This is a genomic window from Ensifer adhaerens (genome assembly GCF_002940685.1).
Taxonomy (GTDB): Bacteria; Pseudomonadota; Alphaproteobacteria; order Rhizobiales; family Rhizobiaceae; genus Ensifer; species Ensifer adhaerens_E.
On record NZ_PNFP01000007.1, the window covers coordinates 208,807 to 234,986 of the forward strand.

26 protein-coding genes are annotated in these 26,180 nt (G+C 62.7%); 20 read left to right on the plus strand and 6 right to left on the minus strand.

All coding sequences use genetic code 11. The features are described 5' to 3' along the window. Positions 1–131: 131 nt before the first annotated feature. The 14 genes from osmF to C1A35_RS15885 all read left to right on the plus strand — a co-directional run bounded on the left by osmF (position 132) and on the right by C1A35_RS15885 (position 12,852). Complete coding sequence (osmF, locus tag C1A35_RS15820) at positions 132–1,043, plus strand: glycine betaine ABC transporter substrate-binding protein OsmF (protein WP_104665241.1); 912 nt, start codon at positions 132–134, stop codon at positions 1,041–1,043. A 98-nt stretch (positions 1,044–1,141) separates the two neighbouring features. Next, positions 1,142–2,311, plus strand: a complete 1,170-nt coding sequence (locus C1A35_RS15825) for an ABC transporter permease (protein WP_104665242.1) — start codon at positions 1,142–1,144, stop codon at positions 2,309–2,311. Continuing rightward, the gene (locus tag C1A35_RS15830) at positions 2,308–3,246 is read left to right on the plus strand and encodes an ABC transporter ATP-binding protein (protein WP_104665243.1); all 939 of its coding nucleotides are present in this window, start codon (positions 2,308–2,310) and stop codon (positions 3,244–3,246) included. The genes C1A35_RS15825 and C1A35_RS15830 overlap by 4 nt, the downstream gene beginning before the upstream one ends. Then, entirely contained in the window at positions 3,246–3,983 is a 738-nt protein-coding gene (locus C1A35_RS15835; RefSeq protein WP_104665244.1) for an ABC transporter permease, read from the plus strand. Before C1A35_RS15830 ends, C1A35_RS15835 begins: the two co-directional genes overlap by 1 nt. A 73-nt stretch (positions 3,984–4,056) precedes the next feature. Further along, on the plus strand, positions 4,057–4,869 hold the full coding sequence (locus C1A35_RS15840; protein ID WP_104665245.1) for a pirin family protein: 813 nt from the start codon (positions 4,057–4,059) through the stop codon (positions 4,867–4,869). Positions 4,870–5,111: 242 nt separating this feature from the next. Continuing rightward, a complete protein-coding gene (locus C1A35_RS15845; RefSeq protein WP_104665246.1) occupies positions 5,112–6,269 on the plus strand; it encodes a Gfo/Idh/MocA family protein in 1,158 nt (385 codons plus the stop codon). A 13-nt stretch (positions 6,270–6,282) separates the two neighbouring features. After that, positions 6,283–7,167 (plus strand): carbohydrate ABC transporter permease, encoded by an 885-nt coding sequence (locus C1A35_RS15850; RefSeq protein ID WP_104665247.1) that lies wholly within the window; start codon positions 6,283–6,285, stop codon positions 7,165–7,167. Further along, positions 7,164–8,021 (plus strand): carbohydrate ABC transporter permease, encoded by an 858-nt coding sequence (locus C1A35_RS15855; RefSeq protein ID WP_104665248.1) that lies wholly within the window; start codon positions 7,164–7,166, stop codon positions 8,019–8,021. The genes C1A35_RS15850 and C1A35_RS15855 overlap by 4 nt, the downstream gene beginning before the upstream one ends. A gap of 37 nt (positions 8,022–8,058) precedes the next feature. After that, positions 8,059–9,288, plus strand: a complete 1,230-nt coding sequence (locus C1A35_RS15860; protein ID WP_104665249.1) for an ABC transporter substrate-binding protein — start codon at positions 8,059–8,061, stop codon at positions 9,286–9,288. 92 nt (positions 9,289–9,380) lie between these two features. Then, complete coding sequence (locus C1A35_RS15865; RefSeq protein WP_104665250.1) at positions 9,381–10,514, plus strand: ABC transporter ATP-binding protein; 1,134 nt, start codon at positions 9,381–9,383, stop codon at positions 10,512–10,514. Between the two features lie 157 nt (positions 10,515–10,671). Then, positions 10,672–11,448: a helix-turn-helix transcriptional regulator gene (locus tag C1A35_RS15870; RefSeq protein ID WP_104665251.1), complete on the plus strand. Its 777-nt coding sequence runs from the start codon at positions 10,672–10,674 to the stop codon at positions 11,446–11,448. 98 nt (positions 11,449–11,546) lie between these two features. Next, on the plus strand, positions 11,547–11,942 hold the full coding sequence (locus tag C1A35_RS15875; protein WP_199772948.1) for a VOC family protein: 396 nt from the start codon (positions 11,547–11,549) through the stop codon (positions 11,940–11,942). A 155-nt stretch (positions 11,943–12,097) separates the two neighbouring features. Continuing rightward, positions 12,098–12,499, plus strand: coding sequence for a VOC family protein (locus C1A35_RS15880; protein ID WP_104665252.1), 402 nt, complete (start codon positions 12,098–12,100; stop codon positions 12,497–12,499). Next, positions 12,496–12,852 (plus strand): DUF1801 domain-containing protein, encoded by a 357-nt coding sequence (locus C1A35_RS15885; RefSeq protein WP_104665253.1) that lies wholly within the window; start codon positions 12,496–12,498, stop codon positions 12,850–12,852. Before C1A35_RS15880 ends, C1A35_RS15885 begins: the two co-directional genes overlap by 4 nt. Positions 12,853–12,871: 19 nt before the next feature. On the opposite strand, the gene C1A35_RS15890 is transcribed toward C1A35_RS15885, so the two are convergent. From C1A35_RS15890 to C1A35_RS15900, 3 genes are all read right to left on the minus strand, one after another. After that, the gene (locus C1A35_RS15890; RefSeq protein WP_199772949.1) at positions 12,872–13,651 is read right to left on the minus strand and encodes an SDR family oxidoreductase; all 780 of its coding nucleotides are present in this window, start codon (positions 13,649–13,651) and stop codon (positions 12,872–12,874) included. A gap of 120 nt (positions 13,652–13,771) precedes the next feature. Then, the gene (locus C1A35_RS15895; RefSeq protein WP_104665254.1) at positions 13,772–15,235 is read right to left on the minus strand and encodes a M81 family metallopeptidase; all 1,464 of its coding nucleotides are present in this window, start codon (positions 15,233–15,235) and stop codon (positions 13,772–13,774) included. 32 nt (positions 15,236–15,267) lie between these two features. Further along, complete coding sequence (locus C1A35_RS15900) at positions 15,268–15,759, minus strand: hypothetical protein (protein WP_104665255.1); 492 nt, start codon at positions 15,757–15,759, stop codon at positions 15,268–15,270. Between the two features lie 114 nt (positions 15,760–15,873). Between C1A35_RS15900 and C1A35_RS15905 the strand changes: the two genes are divergently transcribed. From C1A35_RS15905 to C1A35_RS15930, 6 genes are all read left to right on the plus strand, one after another. Continuing rightward, complete coding sequence (locus C1A35_RS15905; RefSeq protein ID WP_104665256.1) at positions 15,874–16,263, plus strand: RidA family protein; 390 nt, start codon at positions 15,874–15,876, stop codon at positions 16,261–16,263. 47 nt (positions 16,264–16,310) lie between these two features. Beyond that, entirely contained in the window at positions 16,311–17,174 is an 864-nt protein-coding gene (locus tag C1A35_RS15910; protein WP_104665257.1) for a MurR/RpiR family transcriptional regulator, read from the plus strand. 21 nt (positions 17,175–17,195) lie between these two features. Further along, positions 17,196–17,972: an SDR family oxidoreductase gene (locus C1A35_RS15915; protein WP_104665258.1), complete on the plus strand. Its 777-nt coding sequence runs from the start codon at positions 17,196–17,198 to the stop codon at positions 17,970–17,972. Between the two features lie 24 nt (positions 17,973–17,996). Then, complete coding sequence (locus C1A35_RS15920; protein ID WP_104665259.1) at positions 17,997–19,916, plus strand: beta-N-acetylhexosaminidase; 1,920 nt, start codon at positions 17,997–17,999, stop codon at positions 19,914–19,916. Between the two features lie 11 nt (positions 19,917–19,927). Beyond that, positions 19,928–21,370 (plus strand): M81 family metallopeptidase, encoded by a 1,443-nt coding sequence (locus tag C1A35_RS15925; protein ID WP_104665260.1) that lies wholly within the window; start codon positions 19,928–19,930, stop codon positions 21,368–21,370. A 185-nt stretch (positions 21,371–21,555) separates the two neighbouring features. Then, entirely contained in the window at positions 21,556–22,776 is a 1,221-nt protein-coding gene (locus C1A35_RS15930; RefSeq protein ID WP_104665261.1) for an MFS transporter, read from the plus strand. Position 22,777: 1 nt separating this feature from the next. On the opposite strand, the gene C1A35_RS15935 is transcribed toward C1A35_RS15930, so the two are convergent. The 3 genes from C1A35_RS15935 to hutG all read right to left on the minus strand — a co-directional run bounded on the left by C1A35_RS15935 (position 22,778) and on the right by hutG (position 26,179). After that, positions 22,778–23,458 (minus strand): hypothetical protein, encoded by a 681-nt coding sequence (locus C1A35_RS15935; RefSeq protein WP_158665085.1) that lies wholly within the window; start codon positions 23,456–23,458, stop codon positions 22,778–22,780. A gap of 226 nt (positions 23,459–23,684) precedes the next feature. Continuing rightward, the gene (hutU, locus tag C1A35_RS15940; protein ID WP_199772957.1) at positions 23,685–25,358 is read right to left on the minus strand and encodes a urocanate hydratase; all 1,674 of its coding nucleotides are present in this window, start codon (positions 25,356–25,358) and stop codon (positions 23,685–23,687) included. Positions 25,359–25,360: 2 nt separating this feature from the next. Continuing rightward, on the minus strand, positions 25,361–26,179 hold the full coding sequence (hutG, locus tag C1A35_RS15945) for an N-formylglutamate deformylase (RefSeq protein ID WP_104665264.1): 819 nt from the start codon (positions 26,177–26,179) through the stop codon (positions 25,361–25,363). Between the last annotated feature and the right edge of the window lies 1 nt (position 26,180).

The following is a 26,180-nucleotide window of genomic DNA, read 5'->3' on the forward strand; positions in this document are numbered from 1 at the left end:
AATATTCGTCCGCGGTGGTCTCTGCATGCAACCCTATTTTTTGCCGGGGGCTGACATATATGGAATGGCTTGCCCCGACGGAGCGGACGTTCCGTGATCAAACTTGCGCATCGAAATCCGAGGAGAAACCCATGCGCCTGACCAGACTGCTTATCGGAACTGCCCTTGCCTTGACTTTGACTGCCGCGGCGGCGAGCGCCGATGTGGTCGTTTCCTCGAAGATCGACACGGAGGGCGGCGTGCTCGGCAACATCATCCTTGCCGTGCTCAACGCCAACAACATCAAGACGGTCGACCGCGTGCAGCTTGGGGCGACGCCGGTCGTGCGCAAGGCGATCACCGCCGGCGAAATCGACATCTATCCGGAATATACGGGCAACGCCGCCTTCTTCTTCGAAAAGGCTGACGATCCGGTCTGGAAGGATGCCGCCAAGGGCTTCGAGACCGCCAAGAAGCTAGACTACGACGCCAACAAGATTGTCTGGCTGACGCCGTCGCCGGCCAACAACACCTGGGCGATCGGCCTGCGCAAGGAAGTGGCCGACGAAAACAAGCTGAAGACGCTGAGCGACTTCGGCAAATACATCGCCGGCGGCGGCAAGGTCGTCCTGGCGGCCTCGTCGGAGTTCGTCAATTCGGCCGCGGCGCTCCCGGCTTTCCAGACCACCTACGGCTTCACCTTGAAGCAGGACCAGCTCATCACGCTTTCCGGCGGTGATACCGCGGCGACGATCGCGGCCGCGGCGAACCAGACGAACGGCGCGAACGCGGCCATGGTCTACGGCACCGACGGCGGCATCGCTCCGTCCGGCCTCGTGGTCTTGGAAGACGACAAGGCAGTCCAGCCCGTCTATCAGCCGGCCCCGATCATTCGCGAGGCGGCGCTCAAGGAAAACCCGCAGATCGAGGAACTCTTGAAGCCCGTGTTCGAGAAGCTGGACCTGGTGACGCTGCAGGAGCTGAACGGCCGCGTGCAGGTCGGCGGGGAACCGGCAAAGGCGGTTGCCGAGGATTTCCTGAAGAAGAACGGTTTTCTGAAATAGGTTGACGGACAACCGGGACGCTGGTCGGATGGCCGCGTTCCGGGGAGGTGCCTGCAGGTGCCGAAGTCGCGCCGGCACGGGCGGGGAGGAAATGTGACTTGAGAGAACTCCGCCTTGACAAGCTCGGAGCGATCATCGCGGCCCTCGCGCTCGGCGGCGCCTTCATTGCACCTTTTGCCACGTTTCGTGCCAACCGTATCGTCGCCGGTGAGGTGAAGTCGGTGCTCGACGCCCTGCCAGCGGGGTGGAGTGCTGTCCTGCTGGGGATCGTGGTCTGCGCGGTTGCTGTCGCAGCCGTCCGGTCGCCCGCTGTTCTGCGTCTCGTTGCGGCCTTCGTCGCGCTCGCCACGCTTGCGCTCGGCATCGGCGTTGCCGCCACGCATCTGACCCCTGAAGGCAATACCTATGCCCGCGTCTCGCCGGCCTCGGGCTTCTGGATCATGCTCTTTGCCTTCGGGCTGCTCGCTGCCGACGCCTTGACGAGATTGCGCCCGGCGCCCTTCGTGCGTGTCGTGGTGCTTGTCGCCGTGCTCGGCTTTATCGGGATCCTGTTGCTTTCCGGCAGCTGGGACGGTCTCTCCATCCTCAAGGAATACGCGAGCCGCGTCGACACGTTCTGGGCGGAAGCCCGCAAGCATGTGACGCTCGCGCTCGGCTCGCTCGTGGCTGCGACCACAGTCGGCATTCCGCTGGGTGTTCTGTGTCACCGTGTCACGCGTCTGCGCGACGGTTTGCTCGGCGTCTTGAACGCGATCCAGACGATCCCGTCGATTGCGCTCTTCGGCATTCTCATCGCGCCGCTCGGCTGGATCGCCGTGCATGTGCCGGGCGCCGCCGCGGTCGGTATCCGCGGCATCGGCGTCGCGCCGGCCTTCGTCGCACTCTTCCTCTACTCGCTGCTACCTGTCGTCGCCAACACCGTGGTCGGGCTGGCCGGGGTTCCGCGGGACGCCAACGATGCCGCGCGCGGCATCGGCATGACCGATTGGCAACGGCTGGTCGGGATTGAATTTCCGCTGGCCTTTCCGGTGATCCTCACCGGCATCCGCATCGTGCTCGTCCAGAACATCGGCCTTGCGACCATCGCTGCGCTGATCGGCGGCGGCGGTTTCGGCGTCTTCGTTTTTCAGGGCGTCGGCCAGACCGCGATGGACCTCGTGCTGCTCGGTGCGGTCCCGACCGTCGTGCTGGCGTTTGCCGCGGCGATCGTGCTCGATGCGGTGATCGAGATGGCCAGCCCCAACACCAGGCAGGCAGAGGCCGCATGATCGAGATCGAGAACATCACCAAGCGCTATGGCGAAAGCACCGTAGTCGACGACGTCAGCCTGACGATCGCGCCACGCACGGTCACCGTCGTCGTCGGCACCTCCGGCTCCGGCAAGACCACGCTGCTGCGCATGGTCAACCGGCTCGTCGAGCCGACGTCGGGCGCGATCCGTCTCGATGGCGAGGACAATCGCGCGCTGCCCGGCTATGAGCTGCGCCGGCGCATCGGCTACGCGATCCAGGGTCACGGGCTGTTTCCACATCGAACGGTTGCTGAGAACATCGCGACGGTCCCGACATTGCTCGGATGGGCGCGCGCGCGCATCGAGGCGAAAGTTGAGGAGCTTCTCAGCCTTTTCCAGCTCGATCCGGCTTCCTTCGGCCCGCGCTTTCCGCACGAGCTTTCCGGCGGCCAGCAGCAGCGCGTCGGTGTCGCACGGGCGCTTGCGGCCGAGCCGAAGGTACTGCTGATGGACGAGCCCTTCGGCGCACTGGATCCGATCATCCGCGCCAAGGCGCAGGACGACCTGCTTGCCATCCAGAAGCACTTCCAGACGACGATCATTCTCGTCACCCACGATATGGAAGAGGCCTTTCATCTCGCCGATCGCATCGCCGTCATGGACAAGGGCAAGGTGGTGCAATACGCCACTCCCGCCGAAATGCTGCTGAAGCCCGCCACCCCATTCGTCGAAAGCCTGATCGGGGCGGGTGAACGGCCCTACCGCCTGCTTGCGATCGCACCGGTTTCGAGCGCCGTCGAGCCCGGGGCCGCCGAAGGCGCTCCGATATCGAGCGCCGCCAGCCAAAGGGAAGCCTTGGCCGAACTCCTCTGGTCCGGGCGGGACGCCCTGCCGGTGGCCGGTCCCGATGGTGCGGTTATCGGCAAGGTCAGCCTCGAGGGGCTGGCGAAACGCGCGGCCGGCCCAGCCTGATGCCGAAGCTCGCCACCCTCATTCGCATCGCGGTTTTCCTGGCTCTGGTCGCGTTCCTGCTGCAGCCCCATTGGTTCGAGCCGCTGCTGCGGCCGCTGGTGCAGGACAATGCGCCTGTCATCTACAACCAGGGAAGCCTGCTGCAGCTGACGCTCCTGCATCTGCGCACCGTGGCGCTGGCCGTGGCTGCAGCGGCACTCGTTGCCCTTGCGCTTGCCATTCTCGTCACGCGTGCTTCCGGAGCGGAGTTCCTGCCGCTCTCGCGCAGCCTGGTCAATATCGGCCAGACCTTTCCGCCCGTTGCTGTCCTGGCGCTCGCGGTTCCGATCTTCGGCTTCGGCGAAAAGCCGACGCTGATTGCGCTCTTTCTCTATGGCCTGCTGCCGATTTTCGAGAATGCGCTGACGGGGCTGACGACCTTGCCTCCGTCCGTGATGGAGGCGGCACGCGGCGCCGGCATGACGAGCGGCCAGCGGCTCCTCAAGGTGGAGCTGCCGCTGGCGATGCCGGTGATCCTCGCTGGCATCCGGCTTTCGGTGGTCATCAGTCTCGCAACCGCCACGATCGGCTCGACGGTCGCGGCGAAAACGCTCGGCGAGGTCATCATTGCCGGCCTGCAATCGAACAATCTTGCCTTTGTCGTCCAGGGTGGCCTTATCGTGGCTATCCTAGCGGTGCTGCTGCACGATGCATTGCAGGCGGCCGAAAGACGCCTCGCCGCTCGAATGGGCCGCTAGGCAGGGAAACGCGACAGCTCGACAATCGGCGCGGCATGGCGCCAAACAGCGAAAAGGCATGCTAGAATGGGGCATGCTCTACCGCGGCGCCAAAAGCCCTGTTGTCAGGGATATGGGTGGGTTCAAGGTCAGGCTCAACATGCCCGGTTGGCTGTTGCCCAGGCACCGCGACCATGGCTACGGACCGCTTGCAATGGTGGCCGAGACGATCTTGGATCCGGGTCGGCTGGTTGCCATGCACGAGCACCGCAATGACGAAATCCTCTCATGGGTGCCCGATGGGGTCATGCGTCACGATGACCGAGCAAGCGGTAAACTGATCACCGATCGCGCGCACCTGATGGTGATGAATGCCGGGCAGAGTTTCTGGCATTCGGAAGAGACCCTGCCGAGCGATCCGCCACTCAGGATGCTTCAGATTCTTGTGCGCCCGCGCAGCCTCGACCTCCCTGCCAACATCCAGCATGGCCCGATCACACCTGTCCCCGCCAATCAATGGCGCCATCTGGTCGGTCCGGAGGACGGCGACGCGCCGTTTTTCCTGCGCAATGCCATCGATGTCTACGACCTAAGGGTCGAAGCGGGAGCGGCTGTGGCCTTTCCGAAGGCAAGGGGACGGCACCTCTATTTCTATCTTTTCTCCGGGGCGGCTAAGGTTGGAGGCGCCGGCTTTGCTGACGGAGATCAAGGGCTCCTTGCGTCTGACGACCAGCTCGAGCTTGTTGCAGTGCGTAACGCGCTTCTGATTGCATTTCTGATCGACCCGAACGCGCCGGTCGTGCGGCAGGGGACGATCGGCGACCACCCGAAGATACCGCCGGCCTATCTGGCCCGACCGCTGTTGCACGTTCTGCGCTGGCGCAATCGCCTGCTTGGAAAAGCCTGAGCGGCGCATAAAGACATTCGCGCAACGTGCAGTGGTCTGGACCGCTTTCTTCCTGCCGTAGAGTTGCGGACCGCGCACCTCTTTTGGTTGTCCGTGAAATGCACGATTTTCCGGCATCTGCCTGCGATATGAAAATGAATTTCACAATTTTACAAAATATGCGGATTTGAGTTGACGGCCCGAAAAAACTGTCCCAGTCTGCGAAAATAAATTACGCCAAAAGGCAGGGGAACAGGACGAGCATGAAAGTTGGCATCATCGGACTCGGATTCCGTTTGGGTTATCTGGGCTATGTCTTCAAGGCCATGGACGAGAGCTTCGAGATCGCCGGATACGTCGATCCGAACCCGGCCGGTCTGGCCACGCTCACCGAAAAAGGCATCTCTGCCGGCAAGGCCTATGCGACGCCGCAAGAGCTGATCGCCAACGAAAAGCTCGATCTGCTGATGATCGGCTCGCCCAACCACATGCATCTGGATCATATCCGGATCGGTCTTGAAGCAGGCCTCAAGGTCTTCAGCGAAAAGCCTATCGTCACGACCGTCCAGGAAAGCCTGGAGCTTGCTGGCCTGATGGCGAAATTCGGCCATGAGCGGCTGATGGTCGGTCTCGTGCTGCGCTACGCGCCGATGTACCGCGATCTTCGCCAGGCGCTTGCCGAAGGCAAGCTCGGCCAGGTGGTCTCGATCGAGGCGGCCGAGCATATCGAGCCCTATCACGGCGCCTTCTTCATGCGCGATTGGCGCCGTTACGAGCGTTACTCCGGCAGCTTCATGCTGGAAAAGTGCTGCCACGACCTCGATCTCTACAACGGCGTTGTCGGCGCCCGGCCGGAGCGGGTCGCAAGCTTCGGTGGCCGCAAGAGCTTCATTCCCGCCAACGATCCGGCGCGTGAGGGCATCAACGACCTCGAACTCTTCCACCGCAAGCCGAGTGGCTGGATGGGCTCCGACAAGGTGTTCGACAGCGACGGCGACATCATCGACTACCAGGTGGCGATCGTCGAATACGCCAATGGCGTCGGCATGAACTTCCACACCAATCTCAACGTGCCGGACCAGTTCCGCCGCTTCTGCATCATGGGCTCGCGCGGCATGGCCGAGGGCGATTTCATCCGCGGCTATTTCGACGTGCACGAGATGCTGACCGGCAAGAAGGTCATCGAAAACAAATACAAAGCCACGGAACTGTCGCAGCACTACGGTGCCGACGAGCAGATGGCGACCGACATCATCGGCCACGTCCGCGACGGCCGACCTCTGCCGGTTTCGACGCGCGATGCACTGGAAGCCGGCATTCTGGCGCTCTCCATGGACGAGGCTCGACGCAAGAAGAGCGTCATAGACCTCCGGCCCATATGGGACCGTTTCGACGAAGCCCTGCATTCCCGCGCGGCGTAAGGGGAGGCGACGGATGAGTGTTCAACGCAGCACAGTCATCTTCGCCTGGATCCTGCTTCTTCCTGCTGTTCTTTACGTCACGGTGATCGTCGCCTATCCGCTGGTCGACACCTTCATCCTGTCGTTTACGGACGCTTCGCTGAAGAAGACGACCAATTGGGTCGGCTGGACCAACTACGACAAGATATTCAACGAGACCTTCGCCGAGGTCATCTTCCGGACCTTCATCTGGACGTTCTTCTCGGTGTCGATCAAGATGATCATCGGCGTTTTCGGCGCGACGATGCTGAACGCGGCTGTGCCCGGCCGGGCGCTTTTCCGCCTGCTCACCATGCCGCCATGGATCGTTCCGATGGCCATCGGCATCTTCATGTGGGGCTGGATGTACAACGGCCAGTTCGGCATGATCTCCGGCGTACTGCAGAACATAGGGCTGTCGAACGGACCGATAGCCTTCCTGGCGCACGGCTCGACGGCATTCTGGGCGACGATCGTCACGGACGTATGGATCGGCGTGCCGCTGGTGACGCTCTATATGCTCGCCGCCATGCAGGCTATCCCGCAGGACCTCTATGAGGCCGCCTGGACCGATGGGGCAGGGCGTTTCTACCGCTTCCGCCGCATCACCCTGCCGCTGCTCGTGCCGTCGCTGATCACCATGTCGATGCTGTCGCTGATTGCGACCTTCAATTCCTTCGACATCATCTGGATCCTCACCCAGGGTGGTCCGAACGGCGAGACCACCACGATGATCATCGACACCTATCGCACCGCGATCGGGTCGAAGAAGTATGGCGAAGGGGCAGCCCGCGCGGTGCTGATCTGCATCTTCCTGTCGATCTTCTGCTTTGCCTATTTCCGGGTCACGAGCCGCCTTTCTCAGGGGGAACACAAATGAGCCAGCCGGCCTTGATCAATCGCTACCGCTGGTACGAGCTCGTCGGTATCTATGCCGGTATCTTCGTCTTCCTGTGCTTCATCCTGGCGCCGTTCGTCGAAGGGTTTCTAGTATCGCTGAAGCCGCTCGGCCTGCTGTTCTCGTCACCCTATCGCTTCTGGCCGGAAAACGGCTCGTTCGCCGCCTACTACACCATGTGGGAGAGCGTACCGGGCTTTGCCCGCTATATCTTCAATTCCTTCTTCATCTCCACCATCGTGACGGCCATCGTGCTCGTGCTCGTCATCCCAGCTGCCTACGCCTTTGCCCGCTTCAATTTCCGCGGCGCCGGCGTGCTGCTTGGTGCTTTCCTTGCCGTCAACATGTTCTCGGGCGCGGTGCTGCTCATTCCGCTGTTCCGGCTGATGCGCACCTTTGGCGTGCTCAACACTTACCTCGCAATGATCGTGCCGGGTGTCGCCTTCCTGATCCCGTCGGCGATCTGGCTGTTGCGCACCTACATGATGCGCATCCCGCGCGAACTGGATGAAGCCGCGTTCGTCGACGGCGCCAGCCATTTCTACACGCTGCGCCGGGTGATCCTGCCGATCGCCATGCCGGGCATCACCGTGGTTGCGATCACCACCTTCATCGGCGCCTATGCCCAGCAGTTCATCTACGCGCTGACCTTCAATTCCAAGAGTGAATACATGCCGCTACCGGTCGGTCTCTTTGCCTATTTCGGGCGCCAGGAGGTGGTCTGGAACGAGCTGATGGCCGCGAGCTTCGTCGGCATCGCGCCGGCCGTCGTCGTGATCTTCCTCTTGCAACGCTATCTCGTCAGCGGGCTGACCGCGGGCGCGGTGAAACAATAAGACTTAAGTCAACCACCAGAGAACGGGAGCTTAAAACGTGTCTATTCAATTCAAGACAGGGGTGCTCGCCCTTGCCCTGCTCGGCTCGACCGCGCTCGGCGCCGTGACCGCCAAGGCGGCCGACCAGGAGATCAGCTGGATCTACTGCGGCGACACCATGGATGCGGTGCACGAGAAGTACATCAAGCAGTGGGAAGAGAAGAACCCGGGCTGGAAGGTCACTCCTGAGGTCGTCGGCTGGGCCCAGTGCCAGGACAAGGCAACGACGCTTGCTGCCGCCGGCACGCCGGTCGCCATGGCCTATGTCGGCTCGCGCACGCTGAAGGAATTCGCCCAGAACGATCTCATCGTTCCCGTGCCGATGACGGAAGAGGAAAAGAAGACCTACTACCCCAACATCGTCGACACCGTCACCTTCGACGACAACCAGTGGGGCGTTCCGGTGGCGTTCTCGACCAAAGCGCTCTATTGGAACAAGGACCTGTTCAAGCAGGCTGGCCTCGATCCGGAGAAGCCGCCGAAGACCTGGGCTGAAGAAATCGAGTTTGCCAAGACGATCAAGGAAAAGACCGGCGTTGCAGGCTATGGCCTGCCGGCCAAGACCTTCGACAACACGATGCACCAGTTCATGCATTGGGTTTACACCAACAACGGCAAGGTGATCGACGGCGACAAGATCGTCATCGACAGCCCTGAAGTTCTGGCAGCGCTCCAGGCCTACAAGGATATCACACCCTACTCGGTCGAAGGCGCGACCGCCTACGAACAGAACGAGATGCGGGCCATCTTCCTCGACGGCAAGGTCGGCATGCTCCAGTCGGGCTCCGGTGCTGCCGTGCGCCTGAAGGATACCAAGGTCAACTGGGGCGTGGCACCTCTGCCCCTCGGCCCGTCGGCCAAGGGTGAGGGAACGCTGCTCATCACCGACAGCCTGGCGGTCTTCAAGGGGTCGGGCGTCGAGGAGAAGGCCATCGAATTCGCCAAGTTCATCACCTCTCCCGGCCCGCAAGGGGAGTATGAGCTGCAAGGTGCTGCCGGCCTGACGCCGCTGCGTCCGTCGCCGATGGTCGATGAATTCGTCAAGAAGGATCCCTACTGGAAGCCGTTCATCGACGGCATCGCCTTTGGTGGTCCGGAGCCTCTCTTTACCGATTACAAGGGCTTCCAGAACGTCATCATCGAGATGGTCCAGTCGGTTGTGACCGGCAAGGCCGAGCCTGCCGATGCGCTGAAGAAGGCGGCCGCAGACCTCGAAGAGTTCAAGTAAGCCATCGGGCCGCGATCCCCCAAGGGTTTCGCGGCCTTTGCCTCACTCTGCTATAAATGAGCCGCTTCTCGCCGGTGGCCGGAGACAGTTTCTTGGGACAGCTCAATCTCAATCGGGTTCAGAAATTCTACGGGACGTTCGAGGTGCTGAAAGGCATCGATCTCGAAGTCAGGAACGGTGAGTTCGTCGTTTTCGTCGGGCCCTCCGGTTGCGGCAAGTCGACCTTGCTCAGGATGATCGCTGGTCTCGACGAGACCAGCTCGGGGGACATCCTGATCGAGAACAAGCGCGTCAACGATCTGCCGCCGGTCAAGCGCGGGATCGCCATGGTCTTCCAGTCCTACGCGCTCTATCCGCACATGTCGGTCTTCGAGAACATCGCCTTTCCGCTTCGCGTGGAAAAGATGGCCGAGGAGAAATTGAAAGCCAAGGTGGAGCATGCGGCGCGCATCCTGCACCTGGACCAGCGGCTGCAGCAGAAGCCGGGCATGCTGTCCGGTGGCCAGCGTCAGCGTGTCGCGATCGGGCGGGCCATCGTGCGCGAGCCGAAGATTTTCCTCTTCGACGAGCCGCTCTCAAACCTCGATGCGGCCCTTCGGGCCGACATGCGCATCGAACTAGCAAAACTCCACCGGCAATTGAAGGCAACGATGATCTACGTCACGCACGACCAGGTCGAGGCGATGACGATGGCGGACCGGATCGTCGTTCTCAATGCCGGTGAGATTGCCCAGACGGGCGCGCCGCTGGAGCTCTACCATAAACCTGCCAACACCTTCGTTGCCGGCTTCATCGGCAATCCGAAGATGAACTTCCTGCCAGTCATCTGCAAAGGCGTCAGCGATGCCGGCGTCGAGGTCGATTACAAAGGGCAGACGGTGATTGTTCCGGTCGCGCCGCAAGCGGGCCTCGCCGGCCGGACGCTGACACTCGGGGTTCGTCCGGAACATATCGTGCTTGGCACGGGTGATCTGACACTCAAGGTGACGCCGTCGGTCATCGAACGTCTCGGCGCCCACACGGTCGCCTATGCGGCGGTTGGCGGTGAGGGCGAGAACTTCTGCGCCATGTTGCCGGGAACGGCAGCCATCCGGCCAGAAGAGACGGTTACTGCCGGGATCAAGGTTGCCGATTGCCACCTCTTCGACGAGGCGGGCATCGCGCTCGAACGCCGGGTCGAACTGACCGCCATCGACATGGGGGTACTCGATCCGGCGGCCGCCTGACGCGAAGGCAAGCCAGGTGGTCGCGGTCCATTGGCGGCAGGCCACCGCCGCCGCGTCGTGGCTGGATGCCCGGCGGATCCTTCGCTAAAGATCCATCCCGCGCCTTCGTCGGTTCCCGGTCATGTCGAGACGGCCAGGCCTGTTCGGATGAGGCATCATGACGCTCGGTCGCTACACGGAGCTTCCCCACCAGGCCGACGCAAAGGCCGGAATCGAAGCCGTTTGGGCATCCGTCAGCCCCGGCGAGGGCACCTATCGCGTCCTGCCGGACGGGCGATGTGACATCATTCTCAGATTTATCCTCAACGCCGCGCCAGTCGCCGAGTTGACGCCCATCGTCACCGGCCCAACGATCGGGTTTTACGATGTCCCCCTGGAACCCGGCTCGGGCTTCGTCGGCGTGCGCCTGAGGCCCGGCCATTTTCAGAGAATTCTGGGGCTGCAGCCGATCCACCTGAAGGGCGGCGCGCTGGTCGGCGAGGCGGCGCTCGACAAATGGCCCGACCTCGCGGCCCTCTGCGCGCCGGCGTCGGATCCGCAAGAACTTGCCGATCGCCTCGTGCGGTTCGTCCGCAGGCGTGGTGCCGATAGCGACGTCGAGATCGCAGCTTTGAGCCGGAACATCATAAGTGCGCTGCACGCCTCCGGCGGCCGATTGCGCATTGCGGAGCTTGCCAACATGCACGGTGTTTCCGAACGCACCGCCAGGCGTCTCCTCCTTCACGCAACGGGCCTGTCGCCTAAGGCTTTCGCCGCCATCATCCAGTTTCATCGTGCCTTGCGTCTGTTGCGCGATCATCATCTTAGTCCTGCCGATGCGGCGTTCGAGGCAGGCTTTGCCGATCAATCGCATATGACCCGGGTCTTCCGGCGGATGGGCGGCTTCTCGCCTGCGCGCTTGCCCGACGTGACACTGGTGACGATCTCCAGGTGATGTCCGAATTGTTCAAGACCGGAGCCCGGGCATGACCGATGATCGCCCGCAAGCGTGCAGCCACATGCCGTGGCGGCGAGCGATTTGGAGAAGCAAGGATGGGAGTGCGTTTCGGATACACGATCCTCTACGTTCCCGACGTGGTAGCAACGGTCTCCTTCTATGAGGCGGCGTTCGGGCTCAGGCGCAGATTTGTCCATGAGAGCGACCTCTATGCCGAGATGGAGACCGGCCAGACGGCTCTGGCCTTCGCAAGTGAAACCATGGCCGAGCTGAACGGCTTTGCCATTCGGGCGAACCGCAAGGGTGATCTTGCTGCCGGGTTTGAAATCGCGCTCGTCTGCTCCGCGCCGCACGAGGCTTATCACAAGGCCGTTGCGGCCGGCGCGGCGCCCGTGAAACCCCCGGAAGAAAAACCGTGGGGGCAGGTGGTGGGCTATGTTCGCGATCTCAACGGCTGCCTTGTGGAACTCTGCTCCGAGCTGCCCGCATAGCCCTGCCTTGGTGCAGCGCGATCGACGCCGCCGCGCGTTTTATCAGGTGCCCAACGGTCGCTGTAAAACTTGAATTCCTGCATGTTTTTGCCCTTGCTCGGCGACGAGCAAAGGAAACATGCAGCAGGAACGCCACAACTCAGGAGGATCCATCCGTGCGCCCGACCGCTGCCTCGCCCTGCATCACGACAAACCATATCGCCGCGTCGCGAGACTTCTACCGGACATATTTCGCTGCGCGGCTGAGCTTCGACTGCGGCTGGTACATCAACCTGGAATTCGGTGAGGGTCCGTCCCTTCAGTTCATGGAGCCGCGAGACGGGCAAGCCTTGTGCAACACCGAAGGCCTGACCTACAATTTTTGCGTTGCCGACGTGGATGGCGAGTATGCGCGGATCACGGCGGCAGGACTTGTCGCGGTTCTGCCGATCGAGGATCACCCGTGGGGTGACCGCGGTTTTGCGGTAAAGGATCCGAACGGCATCTTGCTCTACATCTACTCGAACCGCGAGCCTGCGCCGGAGTTCAAGCCGTTTGTTGTTACCGGTGCAGCATGAAGGATGACCGGATCCAGGCCCTTCTGCGGGAAATAGGACTTCATCGCGGCTACCAGCTTGCGATCGTCACCCGATTGCGGGACATCGCGCTCGCTTCCGGCCCGGCGATCGCCGAAGAGGTAAAATACGGTGGCATTCTGTTTTTGTCGAAGGACAGCTTTTGCGGCGTCTTCTCCTATGCCCAGCATGTGACGCTGGAGTTTAGCCGGGGCGCCAGCCTGGCCGATCCGCATTCCGTGCTGGAGGGGACAGGCAAGCTTCGCCGCCACATCAAGCTCCTGCAGGTGGCGGATATCGATGCGAAGCGTGTCGCGCACTATGTCGAAAGGGCTCGCCTGGCCGCCGACGAATGAGGTACGGGCGCTGCGCGCCTCAAGTCATGCAACCGCCGTCGAGGATGAGTGGACTTCCCAGGGCAAACGACGCTGCGTCCGAGCATAGCCAAAGGACGCCGTTGGCGACTTCGGACGCCGTGCCCAGCCTTCCGATCGGTTCCTGCGCGACGATGCTTTCGGCGAATTGACTGTCCCTTTTCATCCCGCCCTCAACCGGAGGCGTGCTGATCCAGCCTGGACAAATGGCGGAAATGCGCAGGCCGCTCTTGGCATATTCCAGCGCCGCGCTCCGCGTCAGGCCGAGAACCCCATGTTTTGCCGCAGCGTAGGCGGCGCCGCCGGGAAAGGGATAGCCGCGCAACCCGTCGACCGACGAGTTGTTGACGATCACGCCGCCGCCCTTGGCGAGCATGGCGGGGACTTCATGGCGCATGCAGAGAAATGCCGACGTGAGGTAGCCGTCGATCGTCTTTCGCCACGCGTCCTCGGACATGTTGCCAACCGGCCGGCCGGCGCCGCCGCTGCCGCCGTTGTTGAAGGCGTAGTCGAGCCCGCCATGCCGTTCGACAATCGAGGCGACGAGTTTTTCGACCTGTCTGCCGTTGGTCACATCGCAGGCGATCCAATCTGCCTGCCCGCAAATGAGCTTCAGCGCAGACTTTGCTCGCTTCTCGCTGCGGCTGGCGATAATGACGATCGCGCCTTCATGTGCGAAGGCCTGTGCCGTCGCAAGCCCGATCCCGCTCGTCCCTCCGGTGACGAGTGCGACCTTGCCGACCATTTCCGGATAACGCTTCGTCAGGGTTGCCTGCGACATCGGCAAGACTCTCCGAGGGATTGAACGTCCCGTGACCAAGCACGTCCACTGCGGTCCCGCAATAGCTGCGTGTCGGAGTTCTGCTCGCAAAGCGGGTGTCGCAGAAGCTCAGGCAGCGCCCTACTTGGGTCCGTGCGGGTTGTCGACCTTCGGCCAGATGTTCTTCGGCGCGCGTTTGTAGTCCGTCTTTGCCGGGTTGTTGGGGTAGGGGGTGCCCGCCGAGCAGTAGAGGATCTCGGACGCGATCTTCGAGAACGACGCATAGAAATGATTGGTCGACTTGATGACCAGGATCTTCTTTTCCGTCGGCTCGATGCCCATTACCGAAAACAGAGTGGGGTCGAAGCTTTGCGCGCGCGTCGAGTTGAGGATGATGTCGATGCCGCTGAAATGAATGTGGGCTGCATCACCGAACGGGGCAAAGCTCTCGCCGAAGCGCATCTCGGCGTCGCGCACCAGCTTGACCACCTTGACGGTGCCATCGACCGGATTGCCTGTTCCGGGGGCGGACTTGGCGCCGAAGCGCAAGGGGATTTCCGCACCTTCGCCCGCCGCCATGCAGATTTGCACGGCCATCGGATCCCAGATCGTACCGACGGCAACGTCGGTCGCGCCGCGTGCGAGCAGTTCTTCGAGCAGGACCGTCGCATCGCCGGCCGTGCCGCCGCCCGGATTGTCCCAGACATCGGCGATGACGACCGGCCCCCTTCGCGCGGCGAGCGCCTCGTCGACCGCCTGCTTCTCGTCGATCTGCGGCATGATGAAGGTGCCGCGGTGGGAGAAGAGTTCGAGACCCAGTTCCCGGGCGAGGTTCGCGCCCTTGTCCGGCTTGCCATTGGTCACGGCGAGCAGCTTCGTTCCCATTTCGGGAACGTCACCGGCCATGAAGCCGTGGATCACCGAGAGCGAAAGCACGTCCGCATCTTCCTTCTCGATGCGCATGAGCTTGTCGACGAAGGAGCGCATCGGATCGCGCGAGGTCGGATAGACGTCGATCATCCGGCAGTCGAAGATCGACATGACGGGCGTGACGCGCCCTTCGAGCGTGTCGACGGCGATGCGCCAGAGATCCTCGGCGCGATCGACGAAATCGGTGTGCGGGAACTCCTTGAAATAGACGAAGAAGTTCGATGCGGCGGCACGCTTGGCCGTCAGGTGGCTATGGGGGTCGAGCTCGGCGCAGACGAGGATGTCGGGGCCGACGATCTCGCGTACGCGCGTCAGCAGGTCGCCTTCGGGGTCTTCGTAGCCATCGGCGACCATGGCGCCGTGCAGGCCGAGCACCACGGCATCGACGGGCATTGCGGCGCGCAACTGCTCGAGGATCTCGTTTCGCAGTCCCTCATAGGTCTCGCGGTTGACGAGGCCTGCCGGGTCCGCCCAGGTCGCGGTTCCCTCGATCAGCTCCCAGCCTTTCTCAGCACAGACGCGCCGGCCGACCGTAATCGGGGCGGTGCACAGCGTCGGCGTCTCAGGATGCTCGCCTGGCGGAGCATAGAGCGATGCCTCGAAGGCGCGGCGATCGATGCAGATCGGGGAGAACGTATTGGTTTCGGTCGCGAGCGCCGCCGTGAAGATCCGCAATGCTGTTGCCTTTGTTCTGTGTCGCGTCGCGCTTAAGCCGCGCCCATCGGGTTTGGCAGGTAACCGGTGAAGCCGGCGATCTTCCAGCGACCTTCATGCAGACGGCAGTAGTAGACCGTCTGCCATTTCAGGGTGTCGACGCTGCCGTCCGACTTCTTCAGGCTGCCGTCGAACTTCTTGCGCGCCAGCGCCTGATCGCCGTTGATCTCGATGTCCTCGAGCGTCGTCGTCGTGAAGATCGCGGCGCGCGGGTCTTCGGCGAAACTCTGCGTCGCGAAGTCCTTCGCCTGGCGCAACCATTCGTCGCGATAGGCGGCGAGTGACGGGAAAGTCAGACGCCAGTTATCCGGGTTGGCTTCACGGCGACCGTCGATGCCGATGAAGCTGTCCTCGACGAAATCGTCTGCGACCATCGACCAGTCGGCTGCCAGGAAGGCAGTGATGTCGCGGGAGACCAGCATCTCCCAGATCGAGTGGCGTGCAGCATCGGAAGAGGGGAATGGATTGAGGAAAGGATCCCGCATATTCGCGCCCTGGATTGAAATTCTTTTCATGAATGGTGTTTTTCGCTAGCCAAATTCAGCTTTCTATGGTCACTTGTCAACGATCAAAGAAAATAATTTGCAAGAAGGCTCGAGATGACGATCAAGCGCTATGGTGCGGAACAGGTCGGCGCTGGCGGCAAACCTTTGCCCTTCGCGCGCGCTGTCGAGGCGGACGGCTGGCTCTATGTTTCCGGTCAGGTCGCCATGGAAAACGGCGAGATTATCGAGGGCGGGATCATCCCTCAGACGCACAAGACGATCGCCAACGTGCTGGCCATTCTTACGGAAGCCGGCTACGGTCCGGAGCATGTGGTTCGTTGCGGCGTCTGGCTCGACGATCCCCGGGATTTCTGGACTTTCAACAAGATCTACCAGGAGTATTTCGGTGCGCATCCGCCGGCGCGGGCCTGTGTCCAGTCGTCGATGATGGTCGATTGCAAGGTCGAGATCGACTGCGTCGCCTACAAGCCGAAGGAAGGCTGATCTCAGAGCGGATCCCCTTCGTGATCCGAAGCAAGGCTTAGCGGGCGATGGATATCTTCGCGACACTGCAGGAAGAAAAAGGGCGGCTCTCCCAGTCGGAAAATCGCATTGCCGACATTCTCCTGAACGACTTCGAATTCGCGGTAAACGCCTCCATCATCGAGCTCGCGAGCAAGGCGGACGTTTCGCCGCCGACCGTGACCCGCTTCTGTCGCCGGCTTGGCTGCGACAGCTTCTCCGATTTCAAGGTGCAGCTTGCCCGCACCGCCTATATCGGCATGCGCTATCTGAAGCCCGAACCGAAGAGCCGCGAGACCGGTGACGTCGCGCAGGACATCATCACCAAGTCGCAGAACGCGCTCTTCCTTCTGCATCGTTCACTCGACCTTGCGGCGATCGAACAGGCGGTCGAGCGGATTGCGACAGCGGAAATGATCTACGCCTTCGGTTCCGGCGGCAATTCGTCGATGATCGCAGGCGAACTTCAAAACCGGCTCTTTCGCTTCGGCCTGCGCATCACCTCGAGCTCGGATCACAGCATGCAGCTGATGATGACGGCGGCGGCCCGGCCAACCGACGTGCTGATCGGCTCCTCCTTTTCCGGCCGCAACGCCGAGCTGGTGCGCGCCTTCACGCTGGCACGCGAACTGAAAGTGCCGACCATCGCGCTGACCCAGAGCGGCAGCCCGGTTGCGGCTGCCGCCAGCATCACCGTTCCGGTCGATCTGCCCGAGGGTAACAACATCTACCGTCCCACCTCCACCCGCATCGCCTATCTGGCGCTGCTCGACATCCTCTCCAGCCTCGTCGCCTACCGCGTACAGCCGCAGGCGACGGCCACACTTCGGCGCATCAAACAGCAGCTGGTGACGCACCGCGACGGTGACGACCGCCAGTTGCTTGGAGACTGACGTGCCGCGAAAGGTCAACGCATGACGCAATCCCTCGCGATCGTCACCGGCGCGGCCGGCGATATCGGCCGGGCTATCGCCCGCAAGCTTTCCGATGACCACGATGTGGTCCTGCTCGTCGACATCGACGCGGACGCCGCCGAGCGCGCGGCGCGGGCGCTTGGTGATGCCAAACGCTTCGTCGCCGTCGCCTGCGACGTGACCGATGCGACAAGCGTTGCGGCGATGGCCGCGGCGGCAAGGGAACGAGGTGTGGTCCGCACGCTCGTCAACAATGCCGGCGCTGCCCGCGCCGTCAGCCTGCACGATACGACGCCTGAGATCTGGCGCATGGACAATGCGCTCAATCTCGAGGCAGCCTTCCTCACCTTTCGCGCCGTCGAGGACATGCTGAAGACAAGCCGCGGCTCGGTCGTCAACATTGCATCGGTCAATGGCATGAACGTCTTCGGCCACCCGGCCTATAGCGCCGCCAAGGCCGGGCTCCTGCATCTGACAAGGCTGATCGCTGTCGAATACGGCAAGTTCGGCATCCGCTCGAACGCGGTGTCACCCGGCACGGTGCGCACCCAGGCCTGGGAGGCGCGGGCGGAGGCAAATCCCGACGTGTTTGAGGAGGCGCGCCGCTGGTATCCGCTGCAGCGCATCGTCAATCCCGATGACGTCGCCAATGCGGTGCATTTTCTGGCAGGCCCGCTCGCGGCCGCCATTTCGGGCGTCTGCCTGCCTGTCGATTGCGGCCTGACCGCCGGACAGGCTGAGCTGGCCCGCACGTTCTCGCAATCAAGCCACTACTGACATAGAGCATTCTGGAGGATGAGCATGCACCCGGTTTCCTACCGTCTCGAGGCGTCCTGGCAGCCGGATGGCGGGCCGTTCGGGCGGTTTACCTTCACGCTGTTCAATTTCTCCGGCGCGCCGCTGTCCGGCTTCAGGATCGTTTATACGTCGCTCACCCGGGTGATCGATCCCAAGGCCTGCGACAACGCCGTGTTCCTGCGTCGCAACGCGAACTTTCACGAATTCGCGCCGCCCGAGGGCCTGACGATCGAAAACGGCGAGAGCTGGACCTTCACCGTCAGCGGCCTGCACCGCAACGCGCGCCATTGCACCGACGGTGCCAAGTCCGCCTATCTTACGCTCGCCGATGGCCGGCACGTGCCGGTCGCCGTCTCCGATCTGTTGCTTGAAAATGCTGTCAGTGAACCGCCGCCCGTGCGGCTGCCGGAAGGCAGGCTCGATCAGCCCTATGCGTTGCAGCCCTGGCCGGCGAAGCTCGAGCTTCGTGCTGGAGACGGCTTTCCAGTGGCGCTCTACCCGGCGGTCGGCTCGTCGGGCGAGGATGTCGCGGCCATCGATACGGTTCTGGCGATGTACCATCGCCTGTTCGCCGCGGGCCATGCCCCCTTCAGCCTGGCAACTTCGAAGCAGGGGCGGGCGATCGTCTTTGCCGCCGACTCTGGTCTTAAGGCAGAAGCCTATCGGCTCGACTTCTCCGAAACCGAAATCCGTCTCGGCTATGGCGGCAGTGCCGGCCGGCAATATGGGCTGACCAGTCTGGCCCAGCTTCTGGATGGCGCACGCAACCATCCGGAAAAGTTCCGCTTTCCGGCGAGCGGCACAATTTCGGATGCGCCGCGTTACAGCTGGCGCGGTTGCCATCTCGACGTCTCCCGCCAGTTCTACCCGACGGGGGATGTGGCGCGGCTGATCGACATTCTCGCCTGGTTCAAGCTCAACGTTTTCCACTGGCACCTGACCGACGACGAGGCCTGGCGCCTGGAGATCAAGGCCTATCCGCAGCTGACCACGCTTGGCGTCCTGCGCGGGCCGGATGAGCCGCTTCTGCCGCAACTCGGTAACGGCGCTGAGCCCGTCGGCGGCTTCTACAGCCAAGCGGACGTGAAGGCGATCGTCGCGCAGGCGACAGCACTGCATGTCGATGTCGTGCCGGAGATCGACATCCCCGGCCATAGCACGGCGACCCTGGCGGCGTTGCCGGATCTGACCGATGGCCAGGAGGCGCCGGAGAGCTACCATTCGGTTCAGGGCTATCCCAATAACGCGCTCAACCCGGCCGTTGCCTTTACCTACGAGTTCCTGGAGAAGGTCCTCGACGAGATGGTCGAGCTTTTCCCGAGCGCATACATCCATATCGGCGGCGACGAGGTGGCGAACGGTTCGTGGCTCGCATCGCCGCTGGCCAAGAAGCTGATGGAACAGGAGGGCATCTCCGGCACCTTCGCGCTGCAGTCCTATTTCCTGAAGCGGGTGAAGCAGATGCTGACGGCGCGTGGCCGCAAGCTTGCCGGCTGGAACGAGGTGGCGCATGGCGGCGGTGTCTCGACCGAAGATACGCTGCTGATGGCCTGGGAGCGGCCCGAGGTCGGGATCGAGCTGGCCCGCGAAGGCTACGACGTGGTGATGACCCCCGGTCAGGCCTACTACCTCGACATGGCGCAAGCCGACGCCTGGCAGGAGCCGGGTGCAAGCTGGGCCGGAACGGCGACGCCCGCCCACACCTATGCTTATGAGGCCGAGGGCGAGTTTCCGGACGAATTGAAGGCCCGTCTCAGAGGCGTGCAGGCCTGCATCTGGAGTGAGCACTACCTGTCGCGCGACTACTTCAACCATCTCGTCTTCCCGCGGCTTCCGGCGATCGCCGAAGCTGCATGGACACCGAAGTCGGCGAAGGACTGGCTGCGGTTTGCGGCCATCGCGCCGCTCAGCCCCAATCTCTAAGAGGAAAGCCCATGCGCATCGCCGTTGGTGGCATCCACACCGAGTGCAGCACCTACTCGCCCGTCCTGATGACGGAGGAGGATTTTCGCGTGCTGCGCGGACAAGCCTTGCTCGAAGCCGAGTACTTCGGCTTCATGAAAGCCGAGGGCGTCGAGCATCTGCCGCTTCTGCATGCCCGCGCCGTGCCCGGCGGCCCCGTATCGCGCCCGACCTATGAGGCCTTCAAGGCGGAGTTCCTCGAAAGGCTTGTTGCGAGCCTGCCGATCGACGGGCTCTATCTTGCCATGCATGGCGCCATCAAGGTCGACGGCATGGACGATGCAGAAGGCGACTGGATTTCGGCGGCCCGCGCTGTCGTCGGTCCCGACTGCCCGATCGCCGCCAGCTACGACCTGCACGGCAATGTCAGCCAGACGATCATCGACCAGCTCGATATCTTTGCCGCCTATCGCACCGCGCCGCATATCGATACGCCTGAAACGATGACCCGCGCCTGGTCGATGCTCGTCTCGGCGCTGAAAGACGGGACGCGCCCCGGCATCGCCTGGGCGCCGGTTCCCGTGCTTCTTCCGGGCGAGTGCACCTCGACCGAGGACGAACCGGCAAAGTCGCTTTACCTGCAACTGCCTGAGATTGACCAACGGCACGGCATTCTCGATGCCAACCTGATGGTCGGCTACGTCTGGGCCGATGAGCCGCGCGCGACCGCCTGCGCCGTCGTCACCGCCACGGACCGGGCCGCGGCCAAACAGGCGGCGGAGGAGATTGCCGCCGGCTATTGGGCCGCGCGTCGCAGCTTCCGCTTCGGTCCCGTCACCGGACCACTCGACGCGATGCTTGATATCGCCGAGCGGGCGACGACGACGCCGATCATCCTTGCAGACTCCGGTGATAACCCGACAGGCGGCGGCGTCGGCGACCGTGCCGATGTGCTGAAGGCCTTGCTCTCCCGCGGCTGGCGGGGTGCCTTGATCGCCGGCATCACCGACGGTCCGGCGGTTGAAGCCTGTTTTGCCGCCGGCGTCGGGCAAACGCTGATGCTGAAGATCGGCGGCAGTCTCGATCCGGCAAGCCCGTGTGCCGAGATGCTGGTCGATGTCGTCACGCTGGACGATCCGGGTTCCGAAAGAGAACGGCAGGCGGTGGTGCGCGTCGGCGCTATCGATATCGTCATTGCCGCGCGCCGCAGGCCCTATCACAACATCGAGGACTTCCGGCGTCTCGGCCTCGACCCCAAGGCCGTTCGGCTGCTCGTCGTCAAGTCGGGCTACTTGTCACCTGAGCTGGCGCCGATCGCCAATCCCAACCTGATGGCGCTGACCGAAGGCGTCGTCAATCAGGACATTCAGGGGCTCGCGAGCCTGCGCCGTCAGCGACCGGCCTACCCGTTCGATCAGGACTTTGCCTTCGAGCCCTCAGCCCGCTTCTCGGCCCGCTGGTCGAGCGAGGGCTGACCTCTTCCTCTTCCCGCTTTTCCTACCCGGACCCGGGTAGGGACTTCCTTGAAAGCATCACGCGCCTTTTCGAGGCGTCGTGGTTCCGGTAACGCCTTAGCCTTCCGCATGATTCCGTCCTGAAATCGATCTCGATTTACGCGATTGTGCGATATCCTCCACCCGCTTCGCGGACACGTTCTGGCATGACTTCCACCATTCTCAGCGCCATGCGCAACCCGGCCATGCGGATCAGCATGCTGGCGATCTTCCTGTTCGGTTTTGCGGGTGCTGCGACCTCGCCCTATCAATCCGTCGTCGGCATTAACGAGCTGGGTCTCAGCGACGCCGTCTACTCGCTGCTCATCCTTCTCGCCTCCACGGTCAATGTCGTCGTCAGCGTCTCGATCGGCATCCTGGCCGATCGCGTCGGCAACTACCGGGTGCTGATGTCGACGGCGATCCTGTTCGGTGTCGTCGGCTACGGCATCGTCTATGTCCTGCCGTACCAGGCGAGCTTCGTCATCAGCGTCCTGTTGCTGTTGCCGATCTACGGCGCGCTCTACACGCTGCTTTTTGCCAACGTGCGCAGCATTGCCCGCCGGATGAGCGGCCATGACGCGGCGTCGCTGACGACCGGCGCCCGCGCGGCCATATCGGTGTCCTGGGTTCTGGTGCCCGGACTGGTCGGCTTTGCACTGGCCGGCGGCGAAAGCATGCTGCCCGCCTATCTGCTCGCCTGCCTCGGCTGCCTCGCCAACCTGCTGATCGTCTATTTTCGATTGCCCAACGAAGGCGGGGCCGATGCATCGCTCGGCAAGCGGCTGTCCTATTGGACGTCGTTCCGGGAGATCCTGGCGCCGGGGATCTTCCTGCGCGTGATCGCCGTTGCGACCATCACGTCGTCGCTGCATGTCAATGCGGCGGTGCTGCCCTTGATCATGACCGATGAGATCGGTGGTAGCGTCACCGATATCGGCATCATCGTCGGCATCGTCGCCTTCCTCGAAGTCGTCTTCATCTTCGTCTGGGCGCGCATCCAGTTGAGCCTCGTTCCGTTCAAGGCGCTGGCGCTCGGATCAGCCGTCTATATCGGCTACATGGTGCTGCTCGGCTTTTCGACGGCGACCTGGCAGATCTATGCACTCACCTTGATCAGCGCTTTCGGGGCCGCGGCCCTGATCACGATCCCGATCAGCTATCTTCAGGACCTGATTGCCGACCGGCCGGGGCTCGGAAGCTCGCTGATCGCCGTGAACCTCTTCCTGAGCGGCGGCCTTTGCGCAGGCCTCTTCGCGCTTGGCACCCGGATCAGTGATTACTCGGGCACGGCATTGCTCGGCGGTCTGGGTGGCTTCGCTGGGCTGGTGCTGCTGCTCGCGCTCGACGGCGATAAAACAGGGAAGAAAACATTACGCCGCTCGTGAACTAATCCCAGGGCTCATCGACAAAACTGCAGGTGAACTTTGTCTGGTTGTCCTGGAGGCATCTCTTCTTTTGATCGGCGAGGATCATGATCCTCGCGAAGAAGCGCGAAAAGTCGGCCTTGCTGGCGGTAAACGTGGCTATCCCCAGAGCGTGCGCCTGGGCCTGCGCCACGCAGGTCGCCAATTCCTGATCGGGGACATCGCTGTTTGCAACGATGACAGCTCGGTCAAATCGCCCTTCGGCGGAATAGTTCACGGCGGAAGCGCAATTTGGCACGCCAGTTGCCGCAGTATCGTTCAGCAGCCGCTCGTAGTAGGGGTCGAAGCCGAAATCTTCGATTTTGCTGACGTCGACCCGGCCATTCTTGACGACGTCCTCTCTGAAGATCACGCCGATGGTGTTTCTTCCGAGGCCCGGTTGGGCCTTGGTCTCAATTCCGGCGGCCATGGCGATCATTTGAATTGTCGAGAAGACCACGTCCCTCTTCTTGGCTTCCCCTTGGCTCATTCCGACGCCGATAAATTCCGGGAAGGCGGTAAAATGCCGTTCTCCGTTGCGAACAGGGCCGAAGAAACTCACGTTTTGAGCGACCGCAGACGAGGCAACAAAGACGCTCGCAAGAAGCCCGGTGGCAAACATAAGATGTCTAATGGTTCTTCTCCCGTACTTGCCCCAGCGCATGAAGCCTTCTCATGAAAAACCAGCGCTCGCGTGAGCGAACAGAGATGTTCTGCAACGCGTCGCCAGCAATGCGATGGCATCTCGATTTTTCTAGCATTGCTATCAACAGCTGCAAGGCGGCGGAGCGAGGAAGACGCAGTCCTGACGCCAGTCTCATCAAAAAGTGATTGGGGCGCCTTTCGGCGCCCCAATCAGTGTGTCCTTGAGTATGTCGGTCAAGAGCGGATCAGTTGCCGAGAATGCCCGGCAGGCGCAGGCCTTTTTCCTTGGCGCACTCAAGCGCGATGTCGTAGCCCGCATCGGCATGGCGCATGACGCCGGTTGCCGGGTCGTTCCAGAGCACGCGTTCCAGGCGCTTGGCCGCATCATCGGTCCCGTCGGCGCAGATGACGACGCCCGAATGCTGCGAGAAGCCCATGCCGACGCCGCCGCCATGGTGCAGCGACACCCAGGTGGCGCCCGACGCCGTGTTGAGCAACGCGTTGAGCAGCGGCCAGTCGGAAACGGCGTCCGAGCCATCCTTCATCGCTTCGGTTTCGCGGTTCGGCGAGGCGACAGAGCCGGAGTCGAGGTGGTCGCGGCCGATGACGACAGGCGCCTTCAGCTCGCCGTTCCTGACCATCTCGTTGAAGGCGAGGCCGAGGCGGTGGCGGTCGCCGAGACCAACCCAGCAGATGCGCGCCGGCAGGCCCTGGAAGGCGATGCGCTCGCGGGCCATGTCCAGCCAGTTGTGCAGGTGCTTGTTGTCGGGCAGCAGTTCCTTGACCTTGGCGTCGGTCTTGTAGATGTCCTCCGGATCGCCGGACAGCGCCGCCCAGCGGAACGGACCGACGCCGCGGCAGAAGAGCGGACGGATATAGGCCGGAACGAAACCCGGGAAGGCGAAGGCGTTTTCAAGGCCCTCTTCCTTGGCCATCTGGCGGATGTTGTTGCCGTAGTCGAAGGTCGGGATGCCCATGTCCTGAAACGCGATCATCGCCTCGACGTGGTCGCGCATCGAGGCGCGAGCGGCCTTTTCTACCGCCTTCGGATCGCTGACGCGCTTTTCCTTCCACTGGCCCATGGTCCAGCCCTTCGGCAGGTAGCCGTTGACCGGGTCATGCGCCGATGTCTGGTCGGTGACCATGTCCGGGCGGATGCCGCGGCGGACCATCTCCGGCAGGATTTCGGCGGTGTTGCCGAGCAGGCCGACGGACTTGGCTTCGCCGTTCTTCGTCCAGCGGGCGATCATCTCCATCGCCTCGTCCAGCGTCTCGGCCTTCTCGTCGAGGTAGCGGGTGCGCAGGCGGAAATCGATCGAGTCCGGGTTGCACTCAACGGCAAGGCACGAGGCGCCGGCCATGACGGCTGCGAGCGGCTGGGCGCCACCCATGCCGCCGAGGCCGCCGGTCAGGACCCACTTGCCCGTGAGGTTGTCGCCATAGTGCTGGCGGCCGGCTTCCACGAAGGTTTCGTAGGTGCCCTGAACGATGCCCTGCGTGCCGATATAGATCCACGAGCCGGCGGTCATCTGGCCGTACATGGCGAGACCCTTCTTATCCAGCTCGTTGAAGTGGTCCCAGGTCGCCCAGTGCGGCACGAGGTTGGAGTTGGCGATGAGAACGCGCGGCGCGTCCTTGTGGGTGCGGAAGACGCCGACCGGCTTGCCGGACTGGACCATCAGCGTCTCGTCGTCGTTGAGGTCCTTGAGGGTCTCGACGATCTTGTCGAAATCGGCCCAGGTGCGTGCCGCGCGGCCGATGCCGCCATAGACGACCAGCTCGTGCGGGTTTTCCGCAACGTTCGGATCCAGATTGTTCATCAGCATGCGCAGCGGCGCTTCGGTCAGCCAGCTCTTGGCATTGAGTGTCGTGCCCTGGGGGGCGCGCACGTCGCGAATGTTGTGGCGCGGATTGTTGATAGTCATGCCTCGCTCCCTGTGAGTGTCTTGAGGTCAAATGCTGTTGTTTCGATGCGGTTCAGGATGGCTTTCAGCGGCTCCCGCAAAAGCGCGGACCGTGCGGCGTCGAGCGCGAAAGGCGGTTCCTCGGCGGCAAGATGGGTCGATTGCGCCAGTTCCATCTGGATCGCGTGAACGCCGGTTTCCGGACGACCATAGTGTCGCGTGGTCCATCCGCCCTTGAAGCGACCATTGAGAATGCTGGTGTAACCCTTTGCAGCAGCGGCGATATCGGCGGTCGCCCTTTCGATTTCCGGTGCGCAGGTCTTGCCCATGTCGGTGCCGATGTTGAGATCCGGCAGCTTGCCTTCGAACAGGAACGGGATGTGCGAGCGGATCGAATGGCAGTCGTAGAGCACGACGACGCCGTGGATCGCCTTGACCCGCTCGATCTCGGCGGCGAGCGCCGCATGATACGGCGCGTGGAATGCCTCGAGGCGTTCGGCGATATCGGCCTCGGTTGGCACCTCGCCATCCTTCCAGATCGGCTTGCCGTCGAAATCCGTTTCCGGGATCAGCCCGGTGGTGTTCTGGCCGGGATAGAGGCTGACGCCCGCGGGATCGCGGTTGGCGTCGATCACGTAGCGATGGAAGGTGGCGCGAACGACGGTGACCTCCGGCAGCAGGCCATCATAGAGCTGATGGATGTGCCAGTCGGTGTCGGCGAGAATCCGGCCGTTGTCGTTCAGCCGATCCCAGACCGTGGCCGGCACGTCGGTACCGGTATGCGGAAAGCCGAGGATGACCGGCGAGTTGCCTTGTCTGACTTCGAAGGCTGCCATC

Coding starts and splice junctions, on each gene's coding strand:
- C1A35_RS15845 (WP_104665246.1), top strand. CDS start 5,112: ATGAAAGTTGGCATCATCGGACTCGGATTCCGTTTGGGTTATCTGGGC.
- C1A35_RS15925 (WP_104665260.1), top strand. CDS start 19,928: ATGCGCATCGCCGTTGGTGGCATCCACACCGAGTGCAGCACCTACTCG.
- hutG (WP_104665264.1), bottom strand. CDS start 26,179: ATGGCAGCCTTCGAAGTCAGACAAGGCAACTCGCCGGTCATCCTCGGC.
- C1A35_RS15850 (WP_104665247.1), top strand. CDS start 6,283: ATGAGTGTTCAACGCAGCACAGTCATCTTCGCCTGGATCCTGCTTCTT.
- C1A35_RS15890 (WP_199772949.1), bottom strand. CDS start 13,651: ATGTCGCAGGCAACCCTGACGAAGCGTTATCCGGAAATGGTCGGCAAG.
- C1A35_RS15875 (WP_199772948.1), top strand. CDS start 11,547: ATGGGAGTGCGTTTCGGATACACGATCCTCTACGTTCCCGACGTGGTA.
- C1A35_RS15835 (WP_104665244.1), top strand. CDS start 3,246: ATGCCGAAGCTCGCCACCCTCATTCGCATCGCGGTTTTCCTGGCTCTG.
- C1A35_RS15935 (WP_158665085.1), bottom strand. CDS start 23,458: ATGCGCTGGGGCAAGTACGGGAGAAGAACCATTAGACATCTTATGTTT.
- C1A35_RS15855 (WP_104665248.1), top strand. CDS start 7,164: ATGAGCCAGCCGGCCTTGATCAATCGCTACCGCTGGTACGAGCTCGTC.
- C1A35_RS15920 (WP_104665259.1), top strand. CDS start 17,997: ATGCACCCGGTTTCCTACCGTCTCGAGGCGTCCTGGCAGCCGGATGGC.
- C1A35_RS15830 (WP_104665243.1), top strand. CDS start 2,308: ATGATCGAGATCGAGAACATCACCAAGCGCTATGGCGAAAGCACCGTA.
- C1A35_RS15870 (WP_104665251.1), top strand. CDS start 10,672: ATGACGCTCGGTCGCTACACGGAGCTTCCCCACCAGGCCGACGCAAAG.
- C1A35_RS15900 (WP_104665255.1), bottom strand. CDS start 15,759: ATGCGGGATCCTTTCCTCAATCCATTCCCCTCTTCCGATGCTGCACGC.
- C1A35_RS15885 (WP_104665253.1), top strand. CDS start 12,496: ATGAAGGATGACCGGATCCAGGCCCTTCTGCGGGAAATAGGACTTCAT.
- C1A35_RS15910 (WP_104665257.1), top strand. CDS start 16,311: ATGGATATCTTCGCGACACTGCAGGAAGAAAAAGGGCGGCTCTCCCAG.
- C1A35_RS15915 (WP_104665258.1), top strand. CDS start 17,196: ATGACGCAATCCCTCGCGATCGTCACCGGCGCGGCCGGCGATATCGGC.
- C1A35_RS15930 (WP_104665261.1), top strand. CDS start 21,556: ATGACTTCCACCATTCTCAGCGCCATGCGCAACCCGGCCATGCGGATC.
- C1A35_RS15840 (WP_104665245.1), top strand. CDS start 4,057: ATGCTCTACCGCGGCGCCAAAAGCCCTGTTGTCAGGGATATGGGTGGG.
- osmF (WP_104665241.1), top strand. CDS start 132: ATGCGCCTGACCAGACTGCTTATCGGAACTGCCCTTGCCTTGACTTTG.
- C1A35_RS15905 (WP_104665256.1), top strand. CDS start 15,874: ATGACGATCAAGCGCTATGGTGCGGAACAGGTCGGCGCTGGCGGCAAA.